19 protein-coding genes and 1 pseudogene are annotated in these 18,668 nt (G+C 70.3%); all 20 read left to right on the top strand.

Features of this window, described 5'->3' with window-relative positions; translation table 11 throughout:
- The first annotated feature begins 352 nt into the window (after window positions 1–352).
- Window positions 353–685: a CxxC-x17-CxxC domain-containing protein gene (locus tag VNO22_17155; GenBank protein HXG63102.1), complete on the top strand. Its 333-nt coding sequence runs from the start codon at window positions 353–355 to the stop codon at window positions 683–685.
- Window positions 686–837: 152 nt separating this feature from the next.
- On the top strand, window positions 838–1,329 hold the full coding sequence (locus tag VNO22_17150) for a Fur family transcriptional regulator (protein HXG63101.1): 492 nt from the start codon (window positions 838–840) through the stop codon (window positions 1,327–1,329).
- Window positions 1,326–2,714 (top strand): Fe-S-containing protein, encoded by a 1,389-nt coding sequence (locus tag VNO22_17145; protein ID HXG63100.1) that lies wholly within the window; start codon window positions 1,326–1,328, stop codon window positions 2,712–2,714. The genes VNO22_17150 and VNO22_17145 overlap by 4 nt, the downstream gene beginning before the upstream one ends.
- The gene (locus tag VNO22_17140; GenBank protein HXG63099.1) at window positions 2,714–3,826 is read left to right on the top strand and encodes an ABC transporter permease; all 1,113 of its coding nucleotides are present in this window, start codon (window positions 2,714–2,716) and stop codon (window positions 3,824–3,826) included. Before VNO22_17145 ends, VNO22_17140 begins: the two co-directional genes overlap by 1 nt.
- A 4-nt stretch (window positions 3,827–3,830) precedes the next feature.
- A complete protein-coding gene (locus VNO22_17135; protein HXG63098.1) occupies window positions 3,831–4,625 on the top strand; it encodes an ABC transporter permease in 795 nt (264 codons plus the stop codon).
- A gap of 5 nt (window positions 4,626–4,630) precedes the next feature.
- A pseudogene (locus tag VNO22_17130) lies at window positions 4,631–5,293 on the top strand (ABC transporter ATP-binding protein).
- A gap of 123 nt (window positions 5,294–5,416) precedes the next feature.
- A complete protein-coding gene (locus VNO22_17125; GenBank protein ID HXG63097.1) occupies window positions 5,417–5,731 on the top strand; it encodes an iron dependent repressor, metal binding and dimerization domain protein in 315 nt (104 codons plus the stop codon).
- 50 nt (window positions 5,732–5,781) lie between these two features.
- The gene (locus tag VNO22_17120) at window positions 5,782–6,591 is read left to right on the top strand and encodes a DUF6662 family protein (GenBank protein HXG63096.1); all 810 of its coding nucleotides are present in this window, start codon (window positions 5,782–5,784) and stop codon (window positions 6,589–6,591) included.
- A gap of 3 nt (window positions 6,592–6,594) precedes the next feature.
- On the top strand, window positions 6,595–6,897 hold the full coding sequence (locus tag VNO22_17115) for a hypothetical protein (GenBank protein ID HXG63095.1): 303 nt from the start codon (window positions 6,595–6,597) through the stop codon (window positions 6,895–6,897).
- A 52-nt stretch (window positions 6,898–6,949) separates the two neighbouring features.
- Complete coding sequence (locus VNO22_17110; GenBank protein HXG63094.1) at window positions 6,950–7,582, top strand: hypothetical protein; 633 nt, start codon at window positions 6,950–6,952, stop codon at window positions 7,580–7,582.
- Entirely contained in the window at window positions 7,579–8,589 is a 1,011-nt protein-coding gene (locus VNO22_17105) for a ThiF family adenylyltransferase (protein HXG63093.1), read from the top strand. The genes VNO22_17110 and VNO22_17105 overlap by 4 nt, the downstream gene beginning before the upstream one ends.
- A gap of 181 nt (window positions 8,590–8,770) precedes the next feature.
- Window positions 8,771–10,171, top strand: a complete 1,401-nt coding sequence (locus VNO22_17100; protein ID HXG63092.1) for a hypothetical protein — start codon at window positions 8,771–8,773, stop codon at window positions 10,169–10,171.
- A gap of 68 nt (window positions 10,172–10,239) precedes the next feature.
- Complete coding sequence (locus tag VNO22_17095; GenBank protein HXG63091.1) at window positions 10,240–11,454, top strand: imelysin family protein; 1,215 nt, start codon at window positions 10,240–10,242, stop codon at window positions 11,452–11,454.
- A 19-nt stretch (window positions 11,455–11,473) separates the two neighbouring features.
- Window positions 11,474–12,898: an HTTM domain-containing protein gene (locus VNO22_17090; protein ID HXG63090.1), complete on the top strand. Its 1,425-nt coding sequence runs from the start codon at window positions 11,474–11,476 to the stop codon at window positions 12,896–12,898.
- 5 nt (window positions 12,899–12,903) lie between these two features.
- Window positions 12,904–15,129: a TonB-dependent receptor gene (locus tag VNO22_17085; protein HXG63089.1), complete on the top strand. Its 2,226-nt coding sequence runs from the start codon at window positions 12,904–12,906 to the stop codon at window positions 15,127–15,129.
- Window positions 15,130–15,216: 87 nt separating this feature from the next.
- Window positions 15,217–15,993 (top strand): DUF3450 family protein, encoded by a 777-nt coding sequence (locus VNO22_17080; GenBank protein ID HXG63088.1) that lies wholly within the window; start codon window positions 15,217–15,219, stop codon window positions 15,991–15,993.
- Complete coding sequence (locus VNO22_17075; protein HXG63087.1) at window positions 15,990–17,411, top strand: MotA/TolQ/ExbB proton channel family protein; 1,422 nt, start codon at window positions 15,990–15,992, stop codon at window positions 17,409–17,411. The genes VNO22_17080 and VNO22_17075 overlap by 4 nt, the downstream gene beginning before the upstream one ends.
- Window positions 17,412–17,415: 4 nt before the next feature.
- Complete coding sequence (locus VNO22_17070) at window positions 17,416–17,889, top strand: MotA/TolQ/ExbB proton channel family protein (GenBank protein HXG63086.1); 474 nt, start codon at window positions 17,416–17,418, stop codon at window positions 17,887–17,889.
- Window positions 17,886–18,308 carry a biopolymer transporter ExbD gene (locus VNO22_17065; protein HXG63085.1) on the top strand — a complete coding sequence of 141 codons (423 nt, stop codon included), beginning with the start codon at window positions 17,886–17,888 and terminating at the stop codon, window positions 18,306–18,308. The genes VNO22_17070 and VNO22_17065 overlap by 4 nt, the downstream gene beginning before the upstream one ends.
- A partial coding sequence (locus tag VNO22_17060; GenBank protein ID HXG63084.1) for a hypothetical protein occupies window positions 18,305–18,668 on the top strand: 364 nt, incomplete at its 3' end. The genes VNO22_17065 and VNO22_17060, both read left to right, overlap by 4 nt.

Here is an 18,668-nt window from a genome sequence, read left to right as displayed (position 1 = left end):
CCTTGACGGGGGGAGGGGGCGCCGTATAATTTCATGGGCGGCCCATAGGTAGGAAAGGGGGGCCGCGGCGGATTCCGCGGGGGCGGGCCGTCGCGGCCATGGAAGGGTCAGGTGGCGCTGCGCATCGCGGTCGGTTCCATTCCTTCCCGGCGCGCGCGTCGTCCGTCGGCAGTATCCCTCCGGACGCGCGTTTCGGCATGATCCTGGATTCGGACATCGGATTCCCGTCCGGGCGCAGGAGCGCCGGGCGGGCTTTTTTTGTTTCGGGGGATCGGCCGCGGAAAGGAGGAGAAGGCCGGCGGGCGGCGGGGTGGTACGGGTGGTCGGTTCGCGTTTGGAAAGGGTGCGTTCTATGTCGTCTTTTACCGACAAGACGTTGAAGTGCATGGAGTGCGGGGCCGAGTTCACCTACACGGCCAGCGAGCAGGAGCTGCACCGGTCGCTGGGGTACCAGAACGAGCCGAAGCGGTGCGGTCCGTGCCGTGAGGCCAAGCGGCAGCGCAAGGGCGGCGGGGGCGGAGGGGGAGGCGGTCCTCGAGGAGGCGGCGGCTCCGGCGGGCCGCGCGAGTTCTTCCCCGCCATTTGCGCGGAATGCGGCAAGGAGGCCCAGCTTCCGTTCAAGCCGCGGGGGGACCGTCCGGTCTATTGCAGCGACTGCTTCGCCAAGCGCCGCTCGCCGATCTAAGGCCGGATTCCGGAACGCGCATTTTCGGCCCCGCCCGCCGGCGGGGCTTTTTTTTCGGCGGGCGCCTCCGGCCGGATCCGCATCGCCGGGAACCTTGACACGACGGGCGGCGAAAGGTACCCTGAGTTGAGACTGAGTCTCAGTTTCAATTTATGGACGAGCGCCTCCGCGCCATCGAAAATTTCATGCGCTCCCGCGGCCTGCGCCTGACCGGGCCCCGCCGGCGCGTGGTCGAGAAACTCCTCTCCGTCCGGGGCCACGTGGCCGCGGACGAGCTCCTGGAACTCCTGCGGCGCGACCGCACCCCCGTTTCCAAGGCCACCGTGTACCGCACCCTGGCCGTCGTCAGCCGCTCGGGTCTCATCGACGGCCACGACTTCGACCGGCGCAAGCGCCTGTACGAGCCCATGGTCGGCCGGGCGCACCACGACCACCTGTACTGCATCGCCTGCGGCAAGGTCATCGAGTTCGCCGAGGAGGCCATCGAGCGCCTTCAGGACCAGGTGGTCGCCCGGCACCGGTTCACCCCCGTCTACCACAGCCACAAGATCTTCGGGTACTGCGAGGAATGCCGCGACCGGAGGCCCCGCCCGAAGGCCGGTCGCTCCCGGAGGGAAATCCCCGTGCAGGAGCGACGTCCATGATCGAAGCCTTCGTCATCACCCTGCGCGAGGGGGTCGAGGCGTGTCTGGTCGTCGGAATCGCCCTGGCCTTTCTTCGGAAGGCCGGGCGCGCCGATCTGTTCCGCACGGTCGGCTGGGGGGTGACCGTGGCGGTCGCGGTTTCGGTGGGGCTCGCCGCCGCGATCCAGGCCACGAACTTCGATCCCGAAGGCCGCGCCGAAGGGGTCGTGCTTCTCGTCTCCGCGGCGCTCGTGATCTGGCTGCTCGTCTGGATGTGGCGCCACGGACGGCGCCTCAAGGAACATACGGAGGAACGCCTGGGGGCCCTCCTCGGCGGGTCCAAGGCCGGAATCTTCCTTTTCACGTTCTTTATGGTCCTGCGCGAGGGCGTCGAAACGGTTCTCCTTCTCCTGGCCGCCCAGTTCTCGACCGAGTCGATCCTTTCGGTCGTCGGCGCGCTCGGAGGGCTGGCGATGGCCGTGGCCCTGGCCGTGGCCTTCTTCCGCGGCACCTACCGCGTCGATCTTCGGCGCTTCTTCGGCGTCACGACCCTGATCCTGGCGCTTTTCGCCTTCCAGCTCGTGGCGGCCGGCATCCACGAGTTCGCGGAGTCCGGCGACCTGCCCTCGGGCGAGACGTACATGCGCGCCGTCGGTCCCCTCATGAAGCACGGGGCGCTCTTCGTCATCGCCGTGCTGGCGCTCCCCTTCGCGCTGGTCCTTCGCCGGCCGGCCGCGCCGGCCCCGTCGGCCGCGCCCGCCCATCCCGCCGAGGAGCGCAAGGAGCGCGCCCGCGTCCGCGCCGAGCGCGCCGCGCGCCTCTGCTTCGCCGCGCTGGCGCTCCTGGCCGTCGGAGCGCTCGGCTGGGCCTACGCGGATCAGTCCCGCAGCCTGGAACTTTCGCCCGTCGAGGAAATCTTTCCGGCCGCCGAGGAGATCTCCGTTCCGGTGGCCCGCGTCTCCGACGGACGCCTCCACCGGTTCGCCGTCCCCTTCGGGGAGAAGCTCCTGCGCTTCCTCGTTCTTCGCACGGGACAGGATCCCGAGACCTACGGCACCGCCATGGACGCCTGCACGATCTGCAACGACTGGGGATACGTGCAGGTGCTCGACCGCCTGATCTGCCGCAACTGCGTCGCGGAGATCAACGCCCCCACGATCGGCCAGGGCGGCGGATGCAACCCCGTTCCCGTCCGCCACGAGCGCCGCGGAGACGCGCTCGTGCTGCGGACGGAATCCCTCGCGGCTCACGAGGCCCTCTTCAAGACCGGGCAGCGGCTGACGGCCGTCTGCCCCGTCTGCCGGATGAAGTTCGATCTGGCGGAGGCGGGCGGCCGCCACGGGGGACGTCCCTACTGCCGGATGCCGGAATGCGAAAGGGCGCTCCGCGAGGGAGGCGGGCGGTGATGGTCGCGCGGATCGTGGCGGAATCCCTCCGGAGGCGCCCGCGGGCCAAGCTCGCGGTCGTCGCCTCGGTGGCGCTGGGCGCGGGGGCGGCCGGGGGGCTCGTCATGCTCTTTCTTCACGTGGGGGATCTTCTGGGCGAGGAGCTGCGGCGCTTCGACGCGAACATTGAAATTTTCGACCCCTCCGGCGAGATCGAGCTTTCCCGCCTGGAGGCGCTCCGCGGAGAGGAGTGCCGGTGGCGCCATCAGATCCGCCGGGTGACTCCCGAGCTGCGCGCCGAGGTGGACGGGATCGTCCTTCTCGGGCGCGATCCGGATCCGTCCTGGAGGATCGAGGGCCGTCCGGGGGTCCTGGCGGGCGTGTCGCTGGGGTGGGGTCCCGGGGACCGGGTGGTCGTGGGCGGCCGGACGCTCGAGGTCACGGGAACGGTCGCGACCGGCGGTCCCGAGGATGCGGCGGTGGTCGTTCCGCTCCCCCGGGCGCAGGAGATCCTGGGGCGGCCCGGCAAGGCCACGCGCGTTCTGGTGAGCGCGCTCGTGACGCCGGACACGGAGCGGTTCCGTCTTTTCGAGAGTCGCGCGAAGGCGTTTTCCGACCGGGAGGTGGAGAGGTTTCTCTGCACGCCGTTCGCCGTCAACGTGGCGCGGGATTTCGCGGCGGCGGTGGACGCCCAGGCGCGGGTGATCCGCCGGGTGGCCGAGGCGGAGGGGGCGCTTCTCGAAAAGGTGGACGCGGCGCTCTGGGCTCTGGCGGCGTCGGCGGTGGCGGCGGCGGCCCTTTCGGTCCTGGCGGCCATGACGGCGGCCGTCTGGGAGCGGCGCCACGAGGTCGGGCTGCTCAAGGCGCTGGGCGCGACGAACGGGACGGTCGCGGGGATCTTCCTCGCCGAGGCGCTCGTTCTGGCCCTGGCGGGGAGCGCCCTGGGGTGGCTGGTGGCGGCCGGGGCGTCGCAGGCGATGAGTCGGGCGCTCTTCGGAAGCGCTCCGCCGGCGTCGGGGGCGCTTTATCTTGTGACGCTCGCGGCCTCGCTTCTCATCGTCGGGCTTGGGACGGCCTGGCCGCTGCGCCGGCTTCTTTCGCTGGAGCCCGTCCGGGTTCTGCACGAGGTCTGAGGACATGTTCGGACGCCTGGTGGCCGGATCGCTGTGGGGAAGCCGCGCGCGGCTGGCGCCGGCGGTGGCGGCGGTCCTTGTGCCGGCGGCGCTGGTGACGGCGGCGGCGAATTTTTCGCTCGAGGCGGCCGACCGGGTGGCCCGGGACTTCCGCCGGAGCGGTCCCAACGTGATTCTCGAGCCGGCGCGGGGCGCCGCCGTCATGGCGCCGGAGGAGGTCCTTCGCGCGCGCGCCCTTCTGCCCGAGGTCCTGGCGGCGGTTCTGGAGCGTCCGGATCGGGTGGAGCTGGCGGTCCCGGGGACGCCGGAGGCGCTCGAAGCGGCGGTCGCGCGGATCGGCCGGGAGTGCCGCACCGTGCGCGCGCGGACGATTCCGGCGGCGGTGGCGAAGGAGGCGGCCGTTCTGGGGAAGGTCCGCGGCATTCTGGCCGGGGTGGCGCTGCTCGTGCTGACCACGGGCGGGGCGGCGATGGCGCTTTCCCTGGCGGCGGCGGTGGCGGAACGGCGCCGGGAAATCGGGCTTCTCCGGGCCCTGGGCGCGGGAGACGGCGCGGTGGCGCGGCTCGTGGCCGCGCAGGTGGGAGCGGTCCTGGCGCTCGGCGTGGCGGCGGGAGCCGCGGTGGGGTTCCTTCTGGCGGCCGGGCTCAGCCGGAGCGTCTTCGGCGCGGCGGGCGGGCTTCGGCCGGAGGCGGCGGTTGCGGGGGCGGGGGCGTGCGCGCTGGCGTCCGCTCTGGCCGCGATCGTTCCGATGCGGAGGGCTCTGCGGGTGCATCCCGCGGAAGCCCTCCGGGGGGAGTGAGATCCGTGAGCCTCGTGAGCGTCCGCAACGTCTCGAAACGCTACGGCGCGGTGCTGGCGCTGCGGGACGTCTCCTTCACCCTCGAAAAAGGCGAGTGGGTGGCGGTCACGGGGCCTTCCGGATCCGGAAAGTCCACGCTCATTCACCTCCTGGGGTGCCTGGACACGCCCACGGCGGGGGAGATCGTGATCGCGGGGCAGGACGTTTCCAAACTCGGGTCGGGGGAGCTGGCGGTCTTTCGTCGGGAGAACGTGGGGCTCATTTTCCAGCAGTTTCATCTCGTGCCCTATCTCACGGCGCTCGAGAACGTGATGCTGGCGCAGTACCTGCACTCGACGGCCGACCGCGCGGAGGCGGAGCAGGCGCTCGTCGAGGTGGGGCTGGGGCACCGGCTGCATCATCTGCCGGGGCAGCTGTCGGGGGGCGAGCAGCAGCGCGTCTGCGTGGCGCGCGCGCTCGTGAATCATCCCAAGATCCTTCTGGCCGACGAGCCCACGGGGAATCTGGACGAGGAGAACGCGGCGGTGGTGCTGGGGCTTCTGACGCGGCTGCACAACGCGGGGCACACGATCGTGCTCGTGACGCATTCCCCGGAGGTGGCGCGCCTGGCCCACCGCCGGCTGGAGCTGCGGCACGGGCAGGTGCGCGCCCAGGAGCGTTCCTCGAAGGAGGAGGAGGAGCTCTTCGACGACGTCCTGCAGCAGCTCTGGGAGCGCCGGGAGGCGGCCGGGGGGCCCAACGCCTGCGCGGACAGCCCGAACCTGCTCGACAACCGGAGCGTGCTTCTGGGGATGGAGGCGCGGGGGCTGGTCCGGGAGGAAAACGGCGGCTTCGCGCTCACGGAGGCCGGGGCCGCCCGCGCGCGGGACATCATCCGCCGGCACCGTCTGGCCGAATGCCTGTTCCGCGACGCGTTCCAGATCCGCTCGAACGATCAGATCGAGTCGAACGCCTGCGTGTTCGAGCATGTGCTGTCGCCGGAAGTGACGGAGTCGATCTGCAAATTTCTGCGGCACCCGGCGGAGTGTCCGCACGGGCGGCCGATTCCGCGGGGGGCCTGCTGCGACCCGGCCGCGGGGGCGTTCCGGATCGTGGCCCCTGGATAAGAGGGCCAGGAAGGCGGAAGGAATTTACGAAGGAAAGGGAGGGCAGAAGGATGCATCGTCAGGCGCTCGCCTGGGCGGTCGGAATCGGTCTCGTGGCGGCGGTCGCGCGTTCGGCGGACGCGGACGAACGCCGGTTTACCTACAGTTACGAGGCCAAGACGCTTCCGCAGGGGGTCTGGGAATTCGAACAGTGGGCCACGCTGCGGGCGCGCAAGGACGCCGGAGTCTTTCGGAGCTGGGATCTTCGCGAGGAAATCGAATACGGAGTTCTCGACCGGCTCACGGCGGCCCTTTATCTCAACTGGGAATACGAGGCGGTTCGCGATGTCCCGGGTCTTGACAACGAGCATGAAGTGGAGGTCGAGACGGTTTCCAATGAGTGGAAGTTCAAGCTGACCGATCCGGTGGCGGATCCCGTGGGAAGCCTTCTTTATTTCGAATGGGCGGCCGGCGAGGAATTCGAACTGGAAACCAAGGCGGTCCTGAGCAAGCAGGTCGGTCCCTGGGTCCTGGCCTACAATCTGATTTTCGAATGGGAGCGGGAAGAAGAGGAGGAGCCCGGGGGCGAGGAGGAATGGGCCAGCGAGTTCGTTCTTTCGCACACGGCCGGAGTTTCCTATGAAGTGTTGCCCGGATGGGCGGCGGGGATCGAAGCGGTAAGCCACACGGAGTGGGAACATAATCTCGCCCATTCCGAACACACGGCGTACTTTGTGGGGCCGAACGTCCATGTTTCGACGGCGCGGTGGTGGCTTACCGTGACCGCGCTCAAGCAGGTGGATCTGCAGGATCACCGGGGGCTTATCCTGGACGATCACGAAAAGTACGAGGTCCGGTTGATCTTCGGAGTGACCTTCTGAGCCATGAAGGGTCTCGCGGCGGTTCTCCTGTCCTTGAGTGCGGCCGGTTGCGTCGGTGGGATTCCCGAGCCGGACGCGCGGATGGCGGGTGGGGACGGCGAGCTGCTGGCGCAGCTGCGCGAGGGGCGTCGTCTGTACGTCGACCGATGTTCCGGCTGCCACGCTCTTTTCCCGGTGGATCGATATTCCGATGAGGCGTGGGTGGCCGAGGTGGAGGAGATGACCCGGCTCAACAAGGTGCGGCTGAAGCCTTCGGAGAAGGAGCGGCTGCTCCTTTATCTGCGCGCGGCGAACGGTCCCGAATGACGGGGCACCGCCCGGTGTTGGACCGGCGCCGGAAATCGGATATTCTGTCGCCATGGCCGCGATTCCCGCGGGGTTCCGGACGATGGCCTACCTGGCGCCCCTCCTGCTCGGGCTGGGCGTGGCGGCGGCCCTGGCCTTGACGTCCGGGCGGCCGCCCCTCCGGAGGGCGGCGTGGGCGGCGGGAACGGCGGGCGCGGGCCTTCTCGTTCTGGCGGCGGCGGCTCTGGCCGGCGGGGTTCCCGGAACCCTCGGGCCGCTGGCGGCGCTTCTCGGAACGTTCCTGGCCTTCGCCGCGGGCCTCTATCTTCTGGGCGAGGAGCTGGCCCTGCCGCCCGAGGCCTGCCAGCTGGTCTCGAGCCTGGCGGTGGTTTTTCTCACGAGCACGGTGTTCCTCCTCGGACCCGTGGTGCGCCACGCGGAGGAGGCGGGGCTTTCGGGCGAGGCCATCGCGCGGCGGATCGAATGGGCGCTCGAGGTGAATCCCTTCGCCGTGACGGGCTATTCGATCTTCGGGACGGCGCTGCTCCACGAGCCGGCGCTCTACGGAACGGGAGCGGCGGATTTTCAGCACGCCTGGCCGCGGTGGGGACGCACGGCGCTCGGGTACGGCGCGGCGGCGCTCGTTCTGGCGGGGGCCGCCTTCGGGGCGCGCGCGATCCGGCGGCGCGCGTTCGGGGCTCCATGAAGCGCTACGCCAAGCAGATCCTTTTCCGGCCGCTCGGGGAGGAAGGGCAGCGGCGCCTGGCCGCCGCGCGGGTGGCCCTCGTGGGACTGGGCGCGCTGGGCTCCACGATCGCGTCGCTTCTGGCGCGCGCCGGGGTGGGATTCCTGCGTCTGTGCGACCGGGATTTCGTGGAGCTCGACAACCTTCAGCGCCAGACGCTTTACGGCGAGGACGACGTCCGCGAGGGGCTCCCGAAAGCCGTGGCCGCGGCGCGCGCCCTCGCGCGGGCCAACTCCGAGGTCCGGCTGGATCCCCGCGTCCAGGACGTCCGCTTTTCCAACGTCGAGGATACGGTCCGGGACGTGGATCTCGTCGTGGACGGGACCGACAACTTCGAGACGCGCTTCGTCCTCAACGACGCCTGCGTGAAGCTCGGCCGCCCCTGGATCTACGGCGGCTGCGTGGGGGCCTGGGGCATGGCGATGCCCGTCTTTCCGGGAGAAGGCCCGTGCTTCGCGTGCCTGGTGGGGGAGCTTCCCGCCCCCGGCAGCGCCCCGACGTGCGACACGGCGGGGGTCCTGGGCCCCGCCGCGGCGGCCGTGGCGTCGCTGCAGGCCGCGGAGGCGATCAAGATCCTGTCCGGCCGGCGCGAGGCGGCGGTCCGGGGGCTCCAGACGGTGGATGTGTGGACGGGCGAGCACCGGATCCTGCGGGTGCCGCGCAATCCCGCCTGCGAGGCGTGCGGCGCGCGCCGGTTCCGGCATCTCGAGGGATCCGCCTGGGGAGAGGCGGTCCTCTGCGGCCGCGGGGCCGTGCAGATCCTGCCCCCTCGGGAGACGGCGCTCGACCTGGCGGATCTCGAGCGCAAGCTCGCCCCGCTGGGGTCCGTGCGGCGGAATCCCTATCTCCTCAAGTTCGCCGGGGAGGGCTTCGAGATCACCCTTTTTCCGGACGCGCGGGCGATCGTCCAGGGAACCGAGGATCCCGCGCAGGCCCGTTCCCTCTACGCGCGCTACGTGGGGCTCTGATCCCGCCGGCCGTCCGCCCGCCGCTCTGAAATACGATTTCATTTTCCTTGACCGCCCGGACGCCGAGGGTATCCTGTTTTGAAATCCGATTTCGTTTATCGGATCCCCAGCCAGCCCCCTCCGGGGTCGCCAGCCAGGGACACGGGTTTCGGTTTCGGTGGCCCAGCAAAGGAGGGGCAAGATGCGCATCCTCAGGACGTGCGGTCGTTTCCGGCTGTCGTCGTTTCTCGGGCTGATGGGCGCCGCCGCGCTCGTTCCCGCGTGCTCGTCGGACGGGGGCGGCGGAGGGGGCGGCGGCGCGGCGTTCGTGCCGCCGGCGCCCTTCGCGGTTGCGCTTTCCACGGGGGGTCCGGACCGGCTCATGGCGGCGACCGCCGGGCCCGGCGGCAGTTTCTACGCGGCCGGGTATTCCGCGGCCGGCCCGTCCGACCCGAAGCAGGTCGTCGTGGTCAAGATCCTCCCGACGGGGTCCCTCGACGCGACCTTCGGAACGGGCGGCGTCGCCGTCACCGGCCTCGTCTTCACCCCGGGGGCGGGCGACGGTGCGGACGAGATCGACGTGGCGGTGCAGTCGACGGGAAAGATCGTCGTCTCCGCCACGGTCGCCGCGGGCGGCTCGGCGCCGGCGGGCGATACCGACGTCGCGGTGGCGCGCCTGAACGCGGACGGCACCGTGGACTCGTCTTTCGGAACCGCGGGGGTGCTGTCCCTGAGCCTGAACGAGGCCCTCGACGACGGCGGCCCCGTCGGAAAGGACGGCTCCCGGGCGCTGGCGATCGATCCGACGGACGACCGCATTTACCTTCACGCCTTCCAGCGCAACGAAGGCGCGACGCGGACCGACACCGATTTCGCCGTCGTGCGGGTGACGGCGGACGGGGCTCCGGACACGTCGTTCGGCGGCGGGGACGGCAAGTTCGTCCTGGACATCGGGGAGGCGAACGCGACGCCCCGGGCGCTGGCGGTTCTTTCGGACCGGAGCGTTCTGGCGTCGGGATACGCCAACACCGGCGGGGGCGCTCAGCCGGTCCTCTACCGGCTCACGTCCTCGGGGGACCTGGTGGAGTCGTTCGCGGTCGGAGGCGTCTATCACCACGCGGTCCTGGCCGTTCAGACCGAGATCTACGGCTTCGCCGTTCACGGCACCGCCCTCGTGACGGCCGGCTACGGCCGCGAAACGGGAAGCCGCAACGACTGGGTTTCCCTCCGCTTCCACACGGGCAGCGGGGACCGCGACCTCGACTGGGGCGGGTCGTCCATCGGCGCCGTCCTCATCAATCCGTCGCCGAATCCCGCGGTCGGTTCGAATTGCCGTTCGGCGGTGGGCCTGCCGGGGGGGAAAACGATCCTCCTGGGGTCCACGGGGACGAGCCCCACGCGGAAGGCGGTTTTCGCGGTCCTGGCGGCCGACGGGACGCTCGATCCCGCCTACGGCGCGGCGCCTCATCTCGTCCCGTTCGGGGCGAATACGGACGACCAGTTCTGGGGCGGGGCGCTGTCGGGAACGCAGGCTCTCCTGGTCGGCTGGCGGGTCTCTTCGGGCAGCGAGGATGCGTACGCGCTGCTCCTCCCGGTTCAGTAGGTCCGGCGTCTCCGGGGGGCCGCGGAGCGGCCGCGGCCCCCGGGCGCTTTTTCGCAAGGAGTGACGCGATGCGGCGTTCACGCGCGAAGTTCGGCGCACTTCCGTTGACGGCCCTGGCGCCCGCCCTGGCGGCGGCGATCATTCCGAGCTGCGGGGGCGGCGGTGGAGGGGGAGGCGGAGCCGGCGATACCTTCGACCGGGAGGCTCTTCTGGCCAACCTGGCGGCGAATCTGGTCCTTCCGGTCTACGAGGACTTCGTGGCCAAGGCGCAGGCCCTGAAGACGGCGGCCGACGCCTACGCCGCCGACGTCGCCGATCCCGACCTGCGCGCCGCCGCGCGGCAGGCCTGGAAGGACGCCATGGACGTCTGGCAGCGGGCGGAGCTTCTGCAATTCGGTCCCGCGGGCAAGAGCACCGAAGTCGTCGCCGGGATGAACCTGAGGGACTACATCTATTCGTGGCCCACGACGAGCCCCTGCGACATCGACCGGGAGGTCGTCGCCGGCGAATTCAACGACGCCGATTTCTTCCAGACCCGCTTGGTCAACGTGTACGGCCTGGACGCCCTGGAGTATCTCCTCTTCCGCGCCGACACGGGAAACGCCTGCGGCTCCGGCGTGCCTCCGAACTCGGACGGAGCGTGGGGCGCGCTGACGGCGGAGGAGATCGAGCAGCGGCGGGCCGAGTACGCCGCGGCGTGCGCCGGAAACGTTCTGGCCCGCGCCCAGCAGCTCCTCGACGAATGGGCGCCCTCGGGAAACGACTTCGCGGGCAAGTTCTCCAACGCCGGGACGAGCGGGGTCTATTCCTCCGCCCACGCGGCCGTCAACGACGTCTTCGCGGGAATGTTCTACCTCGACACGATGGTCAAGGACAAAAAGATCGGAGCGCCCGCCGGGATCAGCGGCGGCACGGTGGACCCGTCCCGCGTGGAATCGCCCACCGCGGCCACGTCCAAAGAACACCTCCTGAGAAACCTGGAAACCTTTCAGTTCATGTTCCTCGGGAACCGTCCGGGGGATCCTCCGGGCGTCGGTTTCGACGACTTCCTGACCGCGCGCGGGGCGCCCGCCCTGGCGGCCGAGATGGAAACCGACATCGCCGAGGCGATCGCGGCGGTCCAGGCGATCCCCGGCACGCTTCAGGACGCCCTCGTCAGCGACCTTTCTTCCGTCCAGGCGGCCCACGCGGCGATCAAGGACATCACGGACCACCTGAAGAGCCAGTTCGTGACCGTCCTCAACCTTTCGGTCCCCAACACGGGCGCCGGGGACAACGATTGAGGCGCCGGAGGAAGGGATCGTGACGACGTCCGCCCAAGCCGGAGTTCCGGACGCCTCCCGGTCGCCCGGGCGCGCGGAGAGACTGCGGGCCGCCCTGGGGCGTCCGATCCCGGCCGAATCCCTGGCGGCCTACCGCATCCTCTTCGGAACCCTGCTCTTCCTGAGCACGGTCCGCTTCATGGCCAGCGGCTGGATCGAGATCTTCTACGTCCAGCCGGCGTTTCACTTCAAGTATTACGGATTCGGCTGGGTGAAGGTCCTCCCGGAAGAGGGGATGTGGCTTCTCTACGGGGGAATCGCGGCGTCGGCGCTTCTGGTGGCTCTGGGGCTTTTCTATCGCGCGGCGATCGCGGCGTTTCTGGGTCTTTTCGCCTACGCGGAACTTACGGACGTCACGAACTATCTCAACCATTACTACCTCGTCACGCTCCTGGCGCTTCTGATGACGTTTCTTCCCATGAACGCGCGGGGGTCGCTCGACGCGCGGCGCCGGCCGGACGCGGCGCGCGCGCAGGTTCCGGCCTGGACGCTCTGGCTTCTGCGATTCCAGGTCGGGATCGTCTACGTGCACGCGGGACTCGCCAAGCTCGGAAGCGACTGGCTTCTCCACGCCCAGCCTCTCGGGATCTGGCTCAAGGCGCGCGACGAGACGCCCGTGCTCGGGCCGCTCTTCGCGCTCCCCGAGACGGCGTATCTTTTCAGCTGGGGGGGACTTCTCTTCGACACCACGATCGTCGCGTGGCTGCTCTGGAAGCGGACGCGTCCCTTCGCGTTTGCGGCGGTCCTCGTTTTCCACGGGCTGACGCAGATTCTGTTCGACATCGGGATTTTCCCGGCCCTCATGGCGATCAACGCCACCCTCTTTTTCGAGCCCGACTGGCCCTCGCGGATCGCGGCCCGCCTTCGCCGGCGCGCGCCGCCGGCGCCTGCGCCCGGTTCCGCGGTCTCCCGGCCGCCGCCACGATGGGCGCAAGGCGCCCTTCTGGCCTACGGGGCGTTTCAGGTCCTCTTCCCGTTCCGCCACTGGCTTTATCCGGGCGACGTCCTCTGGAATGAACAGGGGATGCGCTGGGCGTGGAAGGTGATGCTCCGGGAAAAAAGCGGAAGCGTGACCTACCACGTGCGCGACCCGCGGACCGGGCGGTCGTGGCAGGTGAGCCCGTCGGAATACCTGACGCCGCGCCAGGAGCTCGAGATGTCCGGCCAGCCCGACCTCATCCTCCAGCTGGCGCACCACGTCGCCGGGGACCTGCGGAGGAAGGGGCATGGGGAGGTGGAGGTCCGGGCCGAGGCGAAGGTGTCCCTGAACGGGCGCCCTTCGCGGCTGATGATCGATCCGGCGGTGGACCTGGCCCGGGTGCGGGACGGGCTGGGCGCGGCCCGGTGGATCCTTCCGGGACCGACCGATCTCCCGCTTCGCGCGAACCCGACCGTTTCCCGGTGAATCCGATGCTTCCTCTTTTTTCGCTTGTCGCCGGCCTGTCGCTGGCGGCCCAGGTCCAGCCGCCGCCCCCCTCCGAAACTCCGTCCCGGCCGCAGGAGCCGGCGGGGCCGACTCAGGAGCTCGAGGAGGAAACCGTCGTGGGGACCTCCCAGCCCGCGCGCGACCGGCTGGATCGTCCCGCGTACGCGCTGGCGGCCGACGATCTGGAGCGCACCGAGTATGACGATATTCACCGGGTGCTCCGCCAGGTGCCGGGCGTGCACCTGCGCGAGGAAGACGGATACGGGTTGCGTCCGAACATCGGAATCCGGGGAACCTCGACCGAGCGCAGCGCCAAGGTGACCCTCATGGAGGACGGCGTTCTTCTGGCGCCCGCCCCCTACTCGGCGCCGGCCGCTTACTATTTCCCCCTGACCACGCGGATGACCGGAGTCGAAGCCTTCATGGGTCCCGAGGTTCTCGGGTACGGCCCGTTCACGACGGGCGGGGCGATCAACCTGAAAACCCGCCCCCTCCCGACGGCATTCTCCGGAAACGTCGATGTGGCGGTCGGATCCTTCGGATATCGCAAGGTCCATCTGTGGACGGGACACGAGCTGGCGTCCGATCCCGCCGCCTTCGGTTTCCTCCTGGAAGGCGTTCAGATCGCCTCCGACGGATTCAAGGATCTCGACGGGGGAGGCGACACGGGCTTCGTCAAGACGGAGGCCATGTTCAAGGGCGGATTGCGGTTCGGGGCCGACGCCGGACCGGCGCACCGGATCGTCCTCAAGCTCGGATATTCCGACGAAGAATCCGACGAGACGTACCTGGGCCTTACGGACGAGGACTTTTCGGACGATCCTTACCGCCGATACCGCGGTTCCCAGCTCGACCGCATGCGGTGGGATCGCCTTCAGGCGGAGCTCTTTCACACGCTGGAGCTGGGGAACGCCGCGGTCCTGGAGACGGCGGTCTACCATCACGACTTCGCGCGCGTCTGGCGCAAGCTCAACCGCTTCCGGAGCGGTCCGGATCTCAACACGCTGCTGGCCAACCCGGATGCGGGCACGAACGCGGTCTATTACGCGGTCCTGACGGGGGCCGCGGATTCGTCCAACAGCGACGAGCACCTGATGATCGGAACCAACGATCGCGAGTTCGTCTCACAGGGGATCCAGACGGAATTCCGCTGGGCTCTGGAGGACGGCCGGCGCCGGATCCGGCAGGCGTTCCGGGCGGGCGTGCGGCTCCACCGGGACGAGGCCGTCCGGTTCCACACGGAAGACGCCTACCGCATGGAGGCGGGGCGCCTGGTCTTCAACGGCGATCCCCGGCTCGTGAACACCGACACGACCGGCGTCTCGGAGGCCGCCGCTCTGCATGCGGCGTACACGCACCGGTTCGGGCCGGTCACGGTCACGCCCCGCCTCCGCGGGGAGTTCATCCGTGCCGCGTTCGAGGATCACCGGACGGGGGAGGAATCGGACGATTTCACGGGGATCCTGCTGCCCGGCCTGCGGGCGGCGTGGGAGTTCTCGGAGGGGTGGGCCCTGTCGGCGGGCGCGCATCGAGGATTCAGCCCGAAGGCTCCGGGTCAGGACGAGGATGTGGATCCCGAGGACAGCGTCAACTACGAGCTGGGGCTTCTCTTCTCGGGGGAGCGGACACGGGCGTCCGTCACGGCGTTCTTCAACGACTACGACAACCTGACCGCGGAGGACACGTTCGCGGGGGGAGGGTCCGGGACGGGCGAGCAATTCAACGGCGGGGAAGTGCACGTCTACGGGCTCGAGGCGGCCGCGGGGCATCGCTTCGAGGTCGCCCCGGAGACGGCGCTTCCGGTCACGCTCGCCTACACGTTCATGCAGTCCGAGTTCCGGACCACGTTCAGCTCCGACAATCCTCAGTTCGGAGACGTGGAATCCGGGGACGAGCTTCCGTACCTTCCGGAGCACCAACTCACGCTTTCGGCGGGAGTGGAGGGGGCGTTCTGGGGGGTCTCGCTCCTGGCGAACTACATCGGGTGGATGCGCGAGCAGGCGGGGCGCGGGGATCCGGACCGTTACCACAAGGTGCCCTCACGGGTCGTCTTCGACGTCACCGCCTTCGTGAGCCTGTTCTCCAGGCAGCGCCTTTACGTGAACGTGCTGAACCTGTTCGATGAGGAATACGTGGTGTCCCACCGCCCCTACGGCGCGCGGCCGGGCCTTCCCCGGCAGATTCAGGTGGGGTTCGAGGTGGGGTTCTGATGGCGGCGCCCGCGATTTCCCTTGACGGGCGCGGGCCCGGGGTCTCTTTATGAAACCGAGTTTCACCGCGGACGACGGGGAACCCTCATGAAAAGCCCTCTTCGGATCGCGACCGCGCTGGCGGTTCTCGCCGCCGCCGGCGTCTCGACCGGCCAGGATCCTCCGCCCTCCGGCACGCCCGGGGAGCTCGAGAAGATCGTGCGGGCCCTTCGCGAGGAGCGCGCCGCGTACTACGAGCGCCGGCGCGCGCGGGCGGCGCGCCTGGAGGAGGCCCGGAGCGCCGAGAAGAAGCTTTCCGCGGAAATCGCCGAGTTCCGGCGGCGCGAAGAAGAGATCGACCGGGAATCCGCCGGGATTCGGGCGGAAGTGGAGCACCTGAGCCGGGAGGCGGAAGCCGTGGAACGGGCCCGCCGGACGCTCGAGCCCGGCCTGGAACGGCTCCGGGTCCGAGCGCTTTCGCACGTCGAGGCGGGTCTTCCGTATCGGAGGGAGGACCGGGCCGCCCGCCTTCGTCCCGCCGCGCCCGGAGAGGGCGTTTCGGCGCTCCTGGGGCGCCTGGCCGCTCATGTCGAGGAGGAGATCCGCGTCGCGCGGACGGGGGAAACCTGGACGGCCGAGGTCCCCGTGGGCGAAGGACGGCTCCGGCACGCCCGGATCTTCCGCGTGGGCCACCACGCGGCCGGGTTCGTCACGGAAGACGGTCGCGAGGCCGGTCTCTGGCTTCCCGCCCAGGGATGGACACGGGATCTCTCGCCGGAGGAGCGCGAGGCCGTACGCCGGGCCGTCGAGATCCTGGATCGGCGCGAGGCGCCCGGGCTGGTCCTTCTTCCGGTCGCCGTTCCGAGGGCGGAGGCAGGGCGGTGATCGCTCTGGCGGTGTCGGTCCTGCTCGGCGTTCAGGAACCTTCCTCTCCGGAGCGCCTCCGGAAGGCGATCGAGGACGCGCGCCGGGAGGCGGAGGCCGAGCGGGAGCGGTTTGCGCGCGAGGAAGAGGCCCAGGAGCGGGAGCTGGCGCAGGCCGTCTCCCGCGTCGAACGCGCGGCCGAGGAACTTGTGGACCGCGCCGCCGCGCTCGGACGCAAGCAGGCGGCGCTCGAGGAACTGCGCGGCCGGCGCGCCCGGCTTCGCGACGCGCAGGCCGCCCTCGTGGAGGAGCGCGCGGAACTCCGCCGGATCGCGGAGGAGGCCCGAGGGAAGCTTTCGGATCTTCTGGATACGCTTCCTCCGTCGGAAGCCCGCGCCCGGCAGAAGGAGCTTCTCGCGGCGCTTGCGTCGCGCCTGGAGGCGGCCGCGGAGCCCGCGGACCTCGAGCCTCTGGTCGAGCTGTGGGCCTCGCTGCTCGAGGAGATCCACGGCGCGTCGGTGTTCGAGACCGGAATCCGGAACGCCGAGGGAGCCTTCGAAGTCGTCGACGTCCTGAGGATCGGACTGTGCCTGTTCGCCGCGCGGGGACGCTCTTCGTCCGGCGTTTCTCTCGCGGTCGCTCCGCCGGGGGACGAGAAGGGATACCGCTGGAATCCCCGGATTCCCTCCTGGGCCGGGGAGGCTCTCGCGCGCGCGATGGACGACCTTCGCGCGGGGGGCGGGCGGGTCCGCGTTCCTCTGGACGTGACCCAGGAGATGTCCCTGGAGCGCGCGTACGGGCGCGACGGGACGTGGGCGTGGCTGGCCGCGGGCGGCCCGGTCATGATCCCGATCGGCGGCGTCGCGGCGCTCGCGCTTGGGGTGGTCCTGGAGCGCCTGGTCTTCCTCAGCCGCCGGGGCCGGACGTGCGAACGCCGGGCGGAGGCGATTCTGTCGGCCTGCGAGCGCGGCGCTCTCGAAGAAGCCGAGGGGCTGGCGGCGCAGGGGGGCGGACCCGTCGTGGAAATGATGGCCGCCTGTCTGGCCCGGCGGCAAGGCGGGGTTTCCGCGATGGAAGACGCCGTGCAGGAGGAGATCCTGCGGACCCTCCCGCGCCTGGAGCGCGCGCTCGGCGTTCTGGGGGTCCTGGCGGGGGTGGCGCCGCTTCTGGGTCTCCTGGGCACCGTGACCGGCATGATGGGGACGTTCGATCGGATCGCGGTCCTCGGCTCCGGAGACCCCGCGATCATGGCCGGCGGCATCTACGAGGCCCTCATTACGACGGTGGCGGGGCTCGTCGTCGCCATTCCCGTGCTTCTTTTTCACAGCCATCTGTCCGGCCGCGTGGACCGGATCCTGGCCGACATGGAGCGGTTCGGCCAGGGACTGATCAATCGCCTGGCGGTGCGCTCGATCCCGCGGGAGGAAGTCCGGAGCTAGGCTCATGGATCTGCTTTCGATGCTGTTCCGGGACGGAGGACCCGTGATGGGGCCCATCGCGCTGGTCTCGCTGGCGGCCTGGTGGGGAGCGTTCCGGACCTGGGGCCGGATCCGCGACCTGCGCCGGCGCTTTCGGAGCGCCGATCCGGAAGACCCGGGGCTTGCGGGGGAGGCCGCCCGGGCGGCGCGGGAGGTGCGGACGCTGGGGTCGCGGGCGGCGCTTCTGCCGCTTCTCGGACTTCTCGGGACGGTGACGGGAATGCTGGGGACGTTCGACGTTCTGCGGGCGCACGGGACGGGGGAACCGCGGCTGCTGGCCGGCGGAATCCGGGAGGCTTTGATCACGACGGAAGCCGGACTGGCGGCGGCGATTCCGCTTCTCGTGATGCGCACCGCGCTGGCGGCGCGCCTGGCGTCGGTCGAAGGACGGCGCGCACTTCGGCGGCATCGGGAGAGGGCGGTTCGGGGGCCGGCATGATCCGCTCGGTTCGTCTGGCCCGGGGACGTTCCCGAGGAGGCGCCGAAATTCAGATTGCGCCCCTCATCGATCTCATGTTCACGCTTCTCCTTTTTTACGTGGTGACCACGACCTTCGTTCGCGAGACGGGGCTGGAGGTGGAGCGGCCCCGGGCGCGATCGGCCGCGCCGCTGGAGAAGCACGCGATCCTCGTAGGCGTGGGACCGTCGGGCGAGGTCTATTGGGAGGGGCGGCGGATCGATCTGATTACGCTTCGGGGGCTCGTTTCGCGCCGCCTGGCCCGGCAGCCCGGGGCGGGCGTCGTTCTGGTCGCCGACCGGAGGACTCCCGCCGAATGGGTGGTGCGGGTGATGGACGAGGCGAAGCGGGGCGGGGCCCGAACGGTCGCCTTGGCTTCGCGAAAGGAGATGGGACCGTGAGGACCGCTCCTTCGGTCCGGGCCCGGGCGGACCGCGGCTGGGCCGCGGCTCTGGCGGCCGGAGGGATAAACCTCCTTCTCTTCGGAGCGCTCGCCTGGGTCAACCGGCCCGCGGCCGGCCGGCCCGAGCGGGAGGAGGAGTGGACGTTCCGCGAAGTTGTCCTCTTTGCGCCCGAGCTGCGGGAGGAGCGTCCGCCGGCCGAGCGGACGATCGGCATGGCCATGCCGCAGCCGCGGCCGGCGCCGGCGCCGCTCGAGGCCGCCGTCGCGGCGGAGACCTTTGCGCCGCGCCTGCCGGACGCCGGTCCGGCGGCCGTTCCGATTCCGGAGGTTCCCGCGCCGCCGCCGGCGGCCGCGGCGG

The sequence above is a fragment of the Planctomycetota bacterium genome (assembly GCA_035574235.1).
Classification (GTDB): domain Bacteria; phylum Planctomycetota; class MHYJ01; order MHYJ01; family JACPRB01; genus DATLZA01.
Note: the sequence above shows the minus strand (reverse complement) of the source record. Positions and strands in the feature narration are given on the sequence as shown.

Excerpts from the sequence above, each read along its gene's own strand:
- VNO22_17115 (HXG63095.1), top strand. The coding sequence starts at position 6,595 with ATGAAGGGTCTCGCGGCGGTTCTCCTGTCCTTGAGTGCGGCCGGTTGC.
- VNO22_17135 (HXG63098.1), top strand. The coding sequence starts at position 3,831 with ATGTTCGGACGCCTGGTGGCCGGATCGCTGTGGGGAAGCCGCGCGCGG.
- VNO22_17150 (HXG63101.1), top strand. The coding sequence starts at position 838 with ATGGACGAGCGCCTCCGCGCCATCGAAAATTTCATGCGCTCCCGCGGC.
- VNO22_17085 (HXG63089.1), top strand. The coding sequence starts at position 12,904 with ATGCTTCCTCTTTTTTCGCTTGTCGCCGGCCTGTCGCTGGCGGCCCAG.
- VNO22_17120 (HXG63096.1), top strand. The coding sequence starts at position 5,782 with ATGCATCGTCAGGCGCTCGCCTGGGCGGTCGGAATCGGTCTCGTGGCG.
- VNO22_17065 (HXG63085.1), top strand. The coding sequence starts at position 17,886 with ATGATCCGCTCGGTTCGTCTGGCCCGGGGACGTTCCCGAGGAGGCGCC.
- VNO22_17080 (HXG63088.1), top strand. The coding sequence starts at position 15,217 with ATGAAAAGCCCTCTTCGGATCGCGACCGCGCTGGCGGTTCTCGCCGCC.
- VNO22_17145 (HXG63100.1), top strand. The coding sequence starts at position 1,326 with ATGATCGAAGCCTTCGTCATCACCCTGCGCGAGGGGGTCGAGGCGTGT.
- VNO22_17095 (HXG63091.1), top strand. The coding sequence starts at position 10,240 with ATGCGGCGTTCACGCGCGAAGTTCGGCGCACTTCCGTTGACGGCCCTG.
- VNO22_17140 (HXG63099.1), top strand. The coding sequence starts at position 2,714 with ATGGTCGCGCGGATCGTGGCGGAATCCCTCCGGAGGCGCCCGCGGGCC.
- VNO22_17155 (HXG63102.1), top strand. The coding sequence starts at position 353 with ATGTCGTCTTTTACCGACAAGACGTTGAAGTGCATGGAGTGCGGGGCC.
- VNO22_17125 (HXG63097.1), top strand. The coding sequence starts at position 5,417 with ATGGAGGCGCGGGGGCTGGTCCGGGAGGAAAACGGCGGCTTCGCGCTC.
- VNO22_17070 (HXG63086.1), top strand. The coding sequence starts at position 17,416 with ATGGATCTGCTTTCGATGCTGTTCCGGGACGGAGGACCCGTGATGGGG.
- VNO22_17100 (HXG63092.1), top strand. The coding sequence starts at position 8,771 with ATGCGCATCCTCAGGACGTGCGGTCGTTTCCGGCTGTCGTCGTTTCTC.
- VNO22_17110 (HXG63094.1), top strand. The coding sequence starts at position 6,950 with ATGGCCGCGATTCCCGCGGGGTTCCGGACGATGGCCTACCTGGCGCCC.
- VNO22_17105 (HXG63093.1), top strand. The coding sequence starts at position 7,579 with ATGAAGCGCTACGCCAAGCAGATCCTTTTCCGGCCGCTCGGGGAGGAA.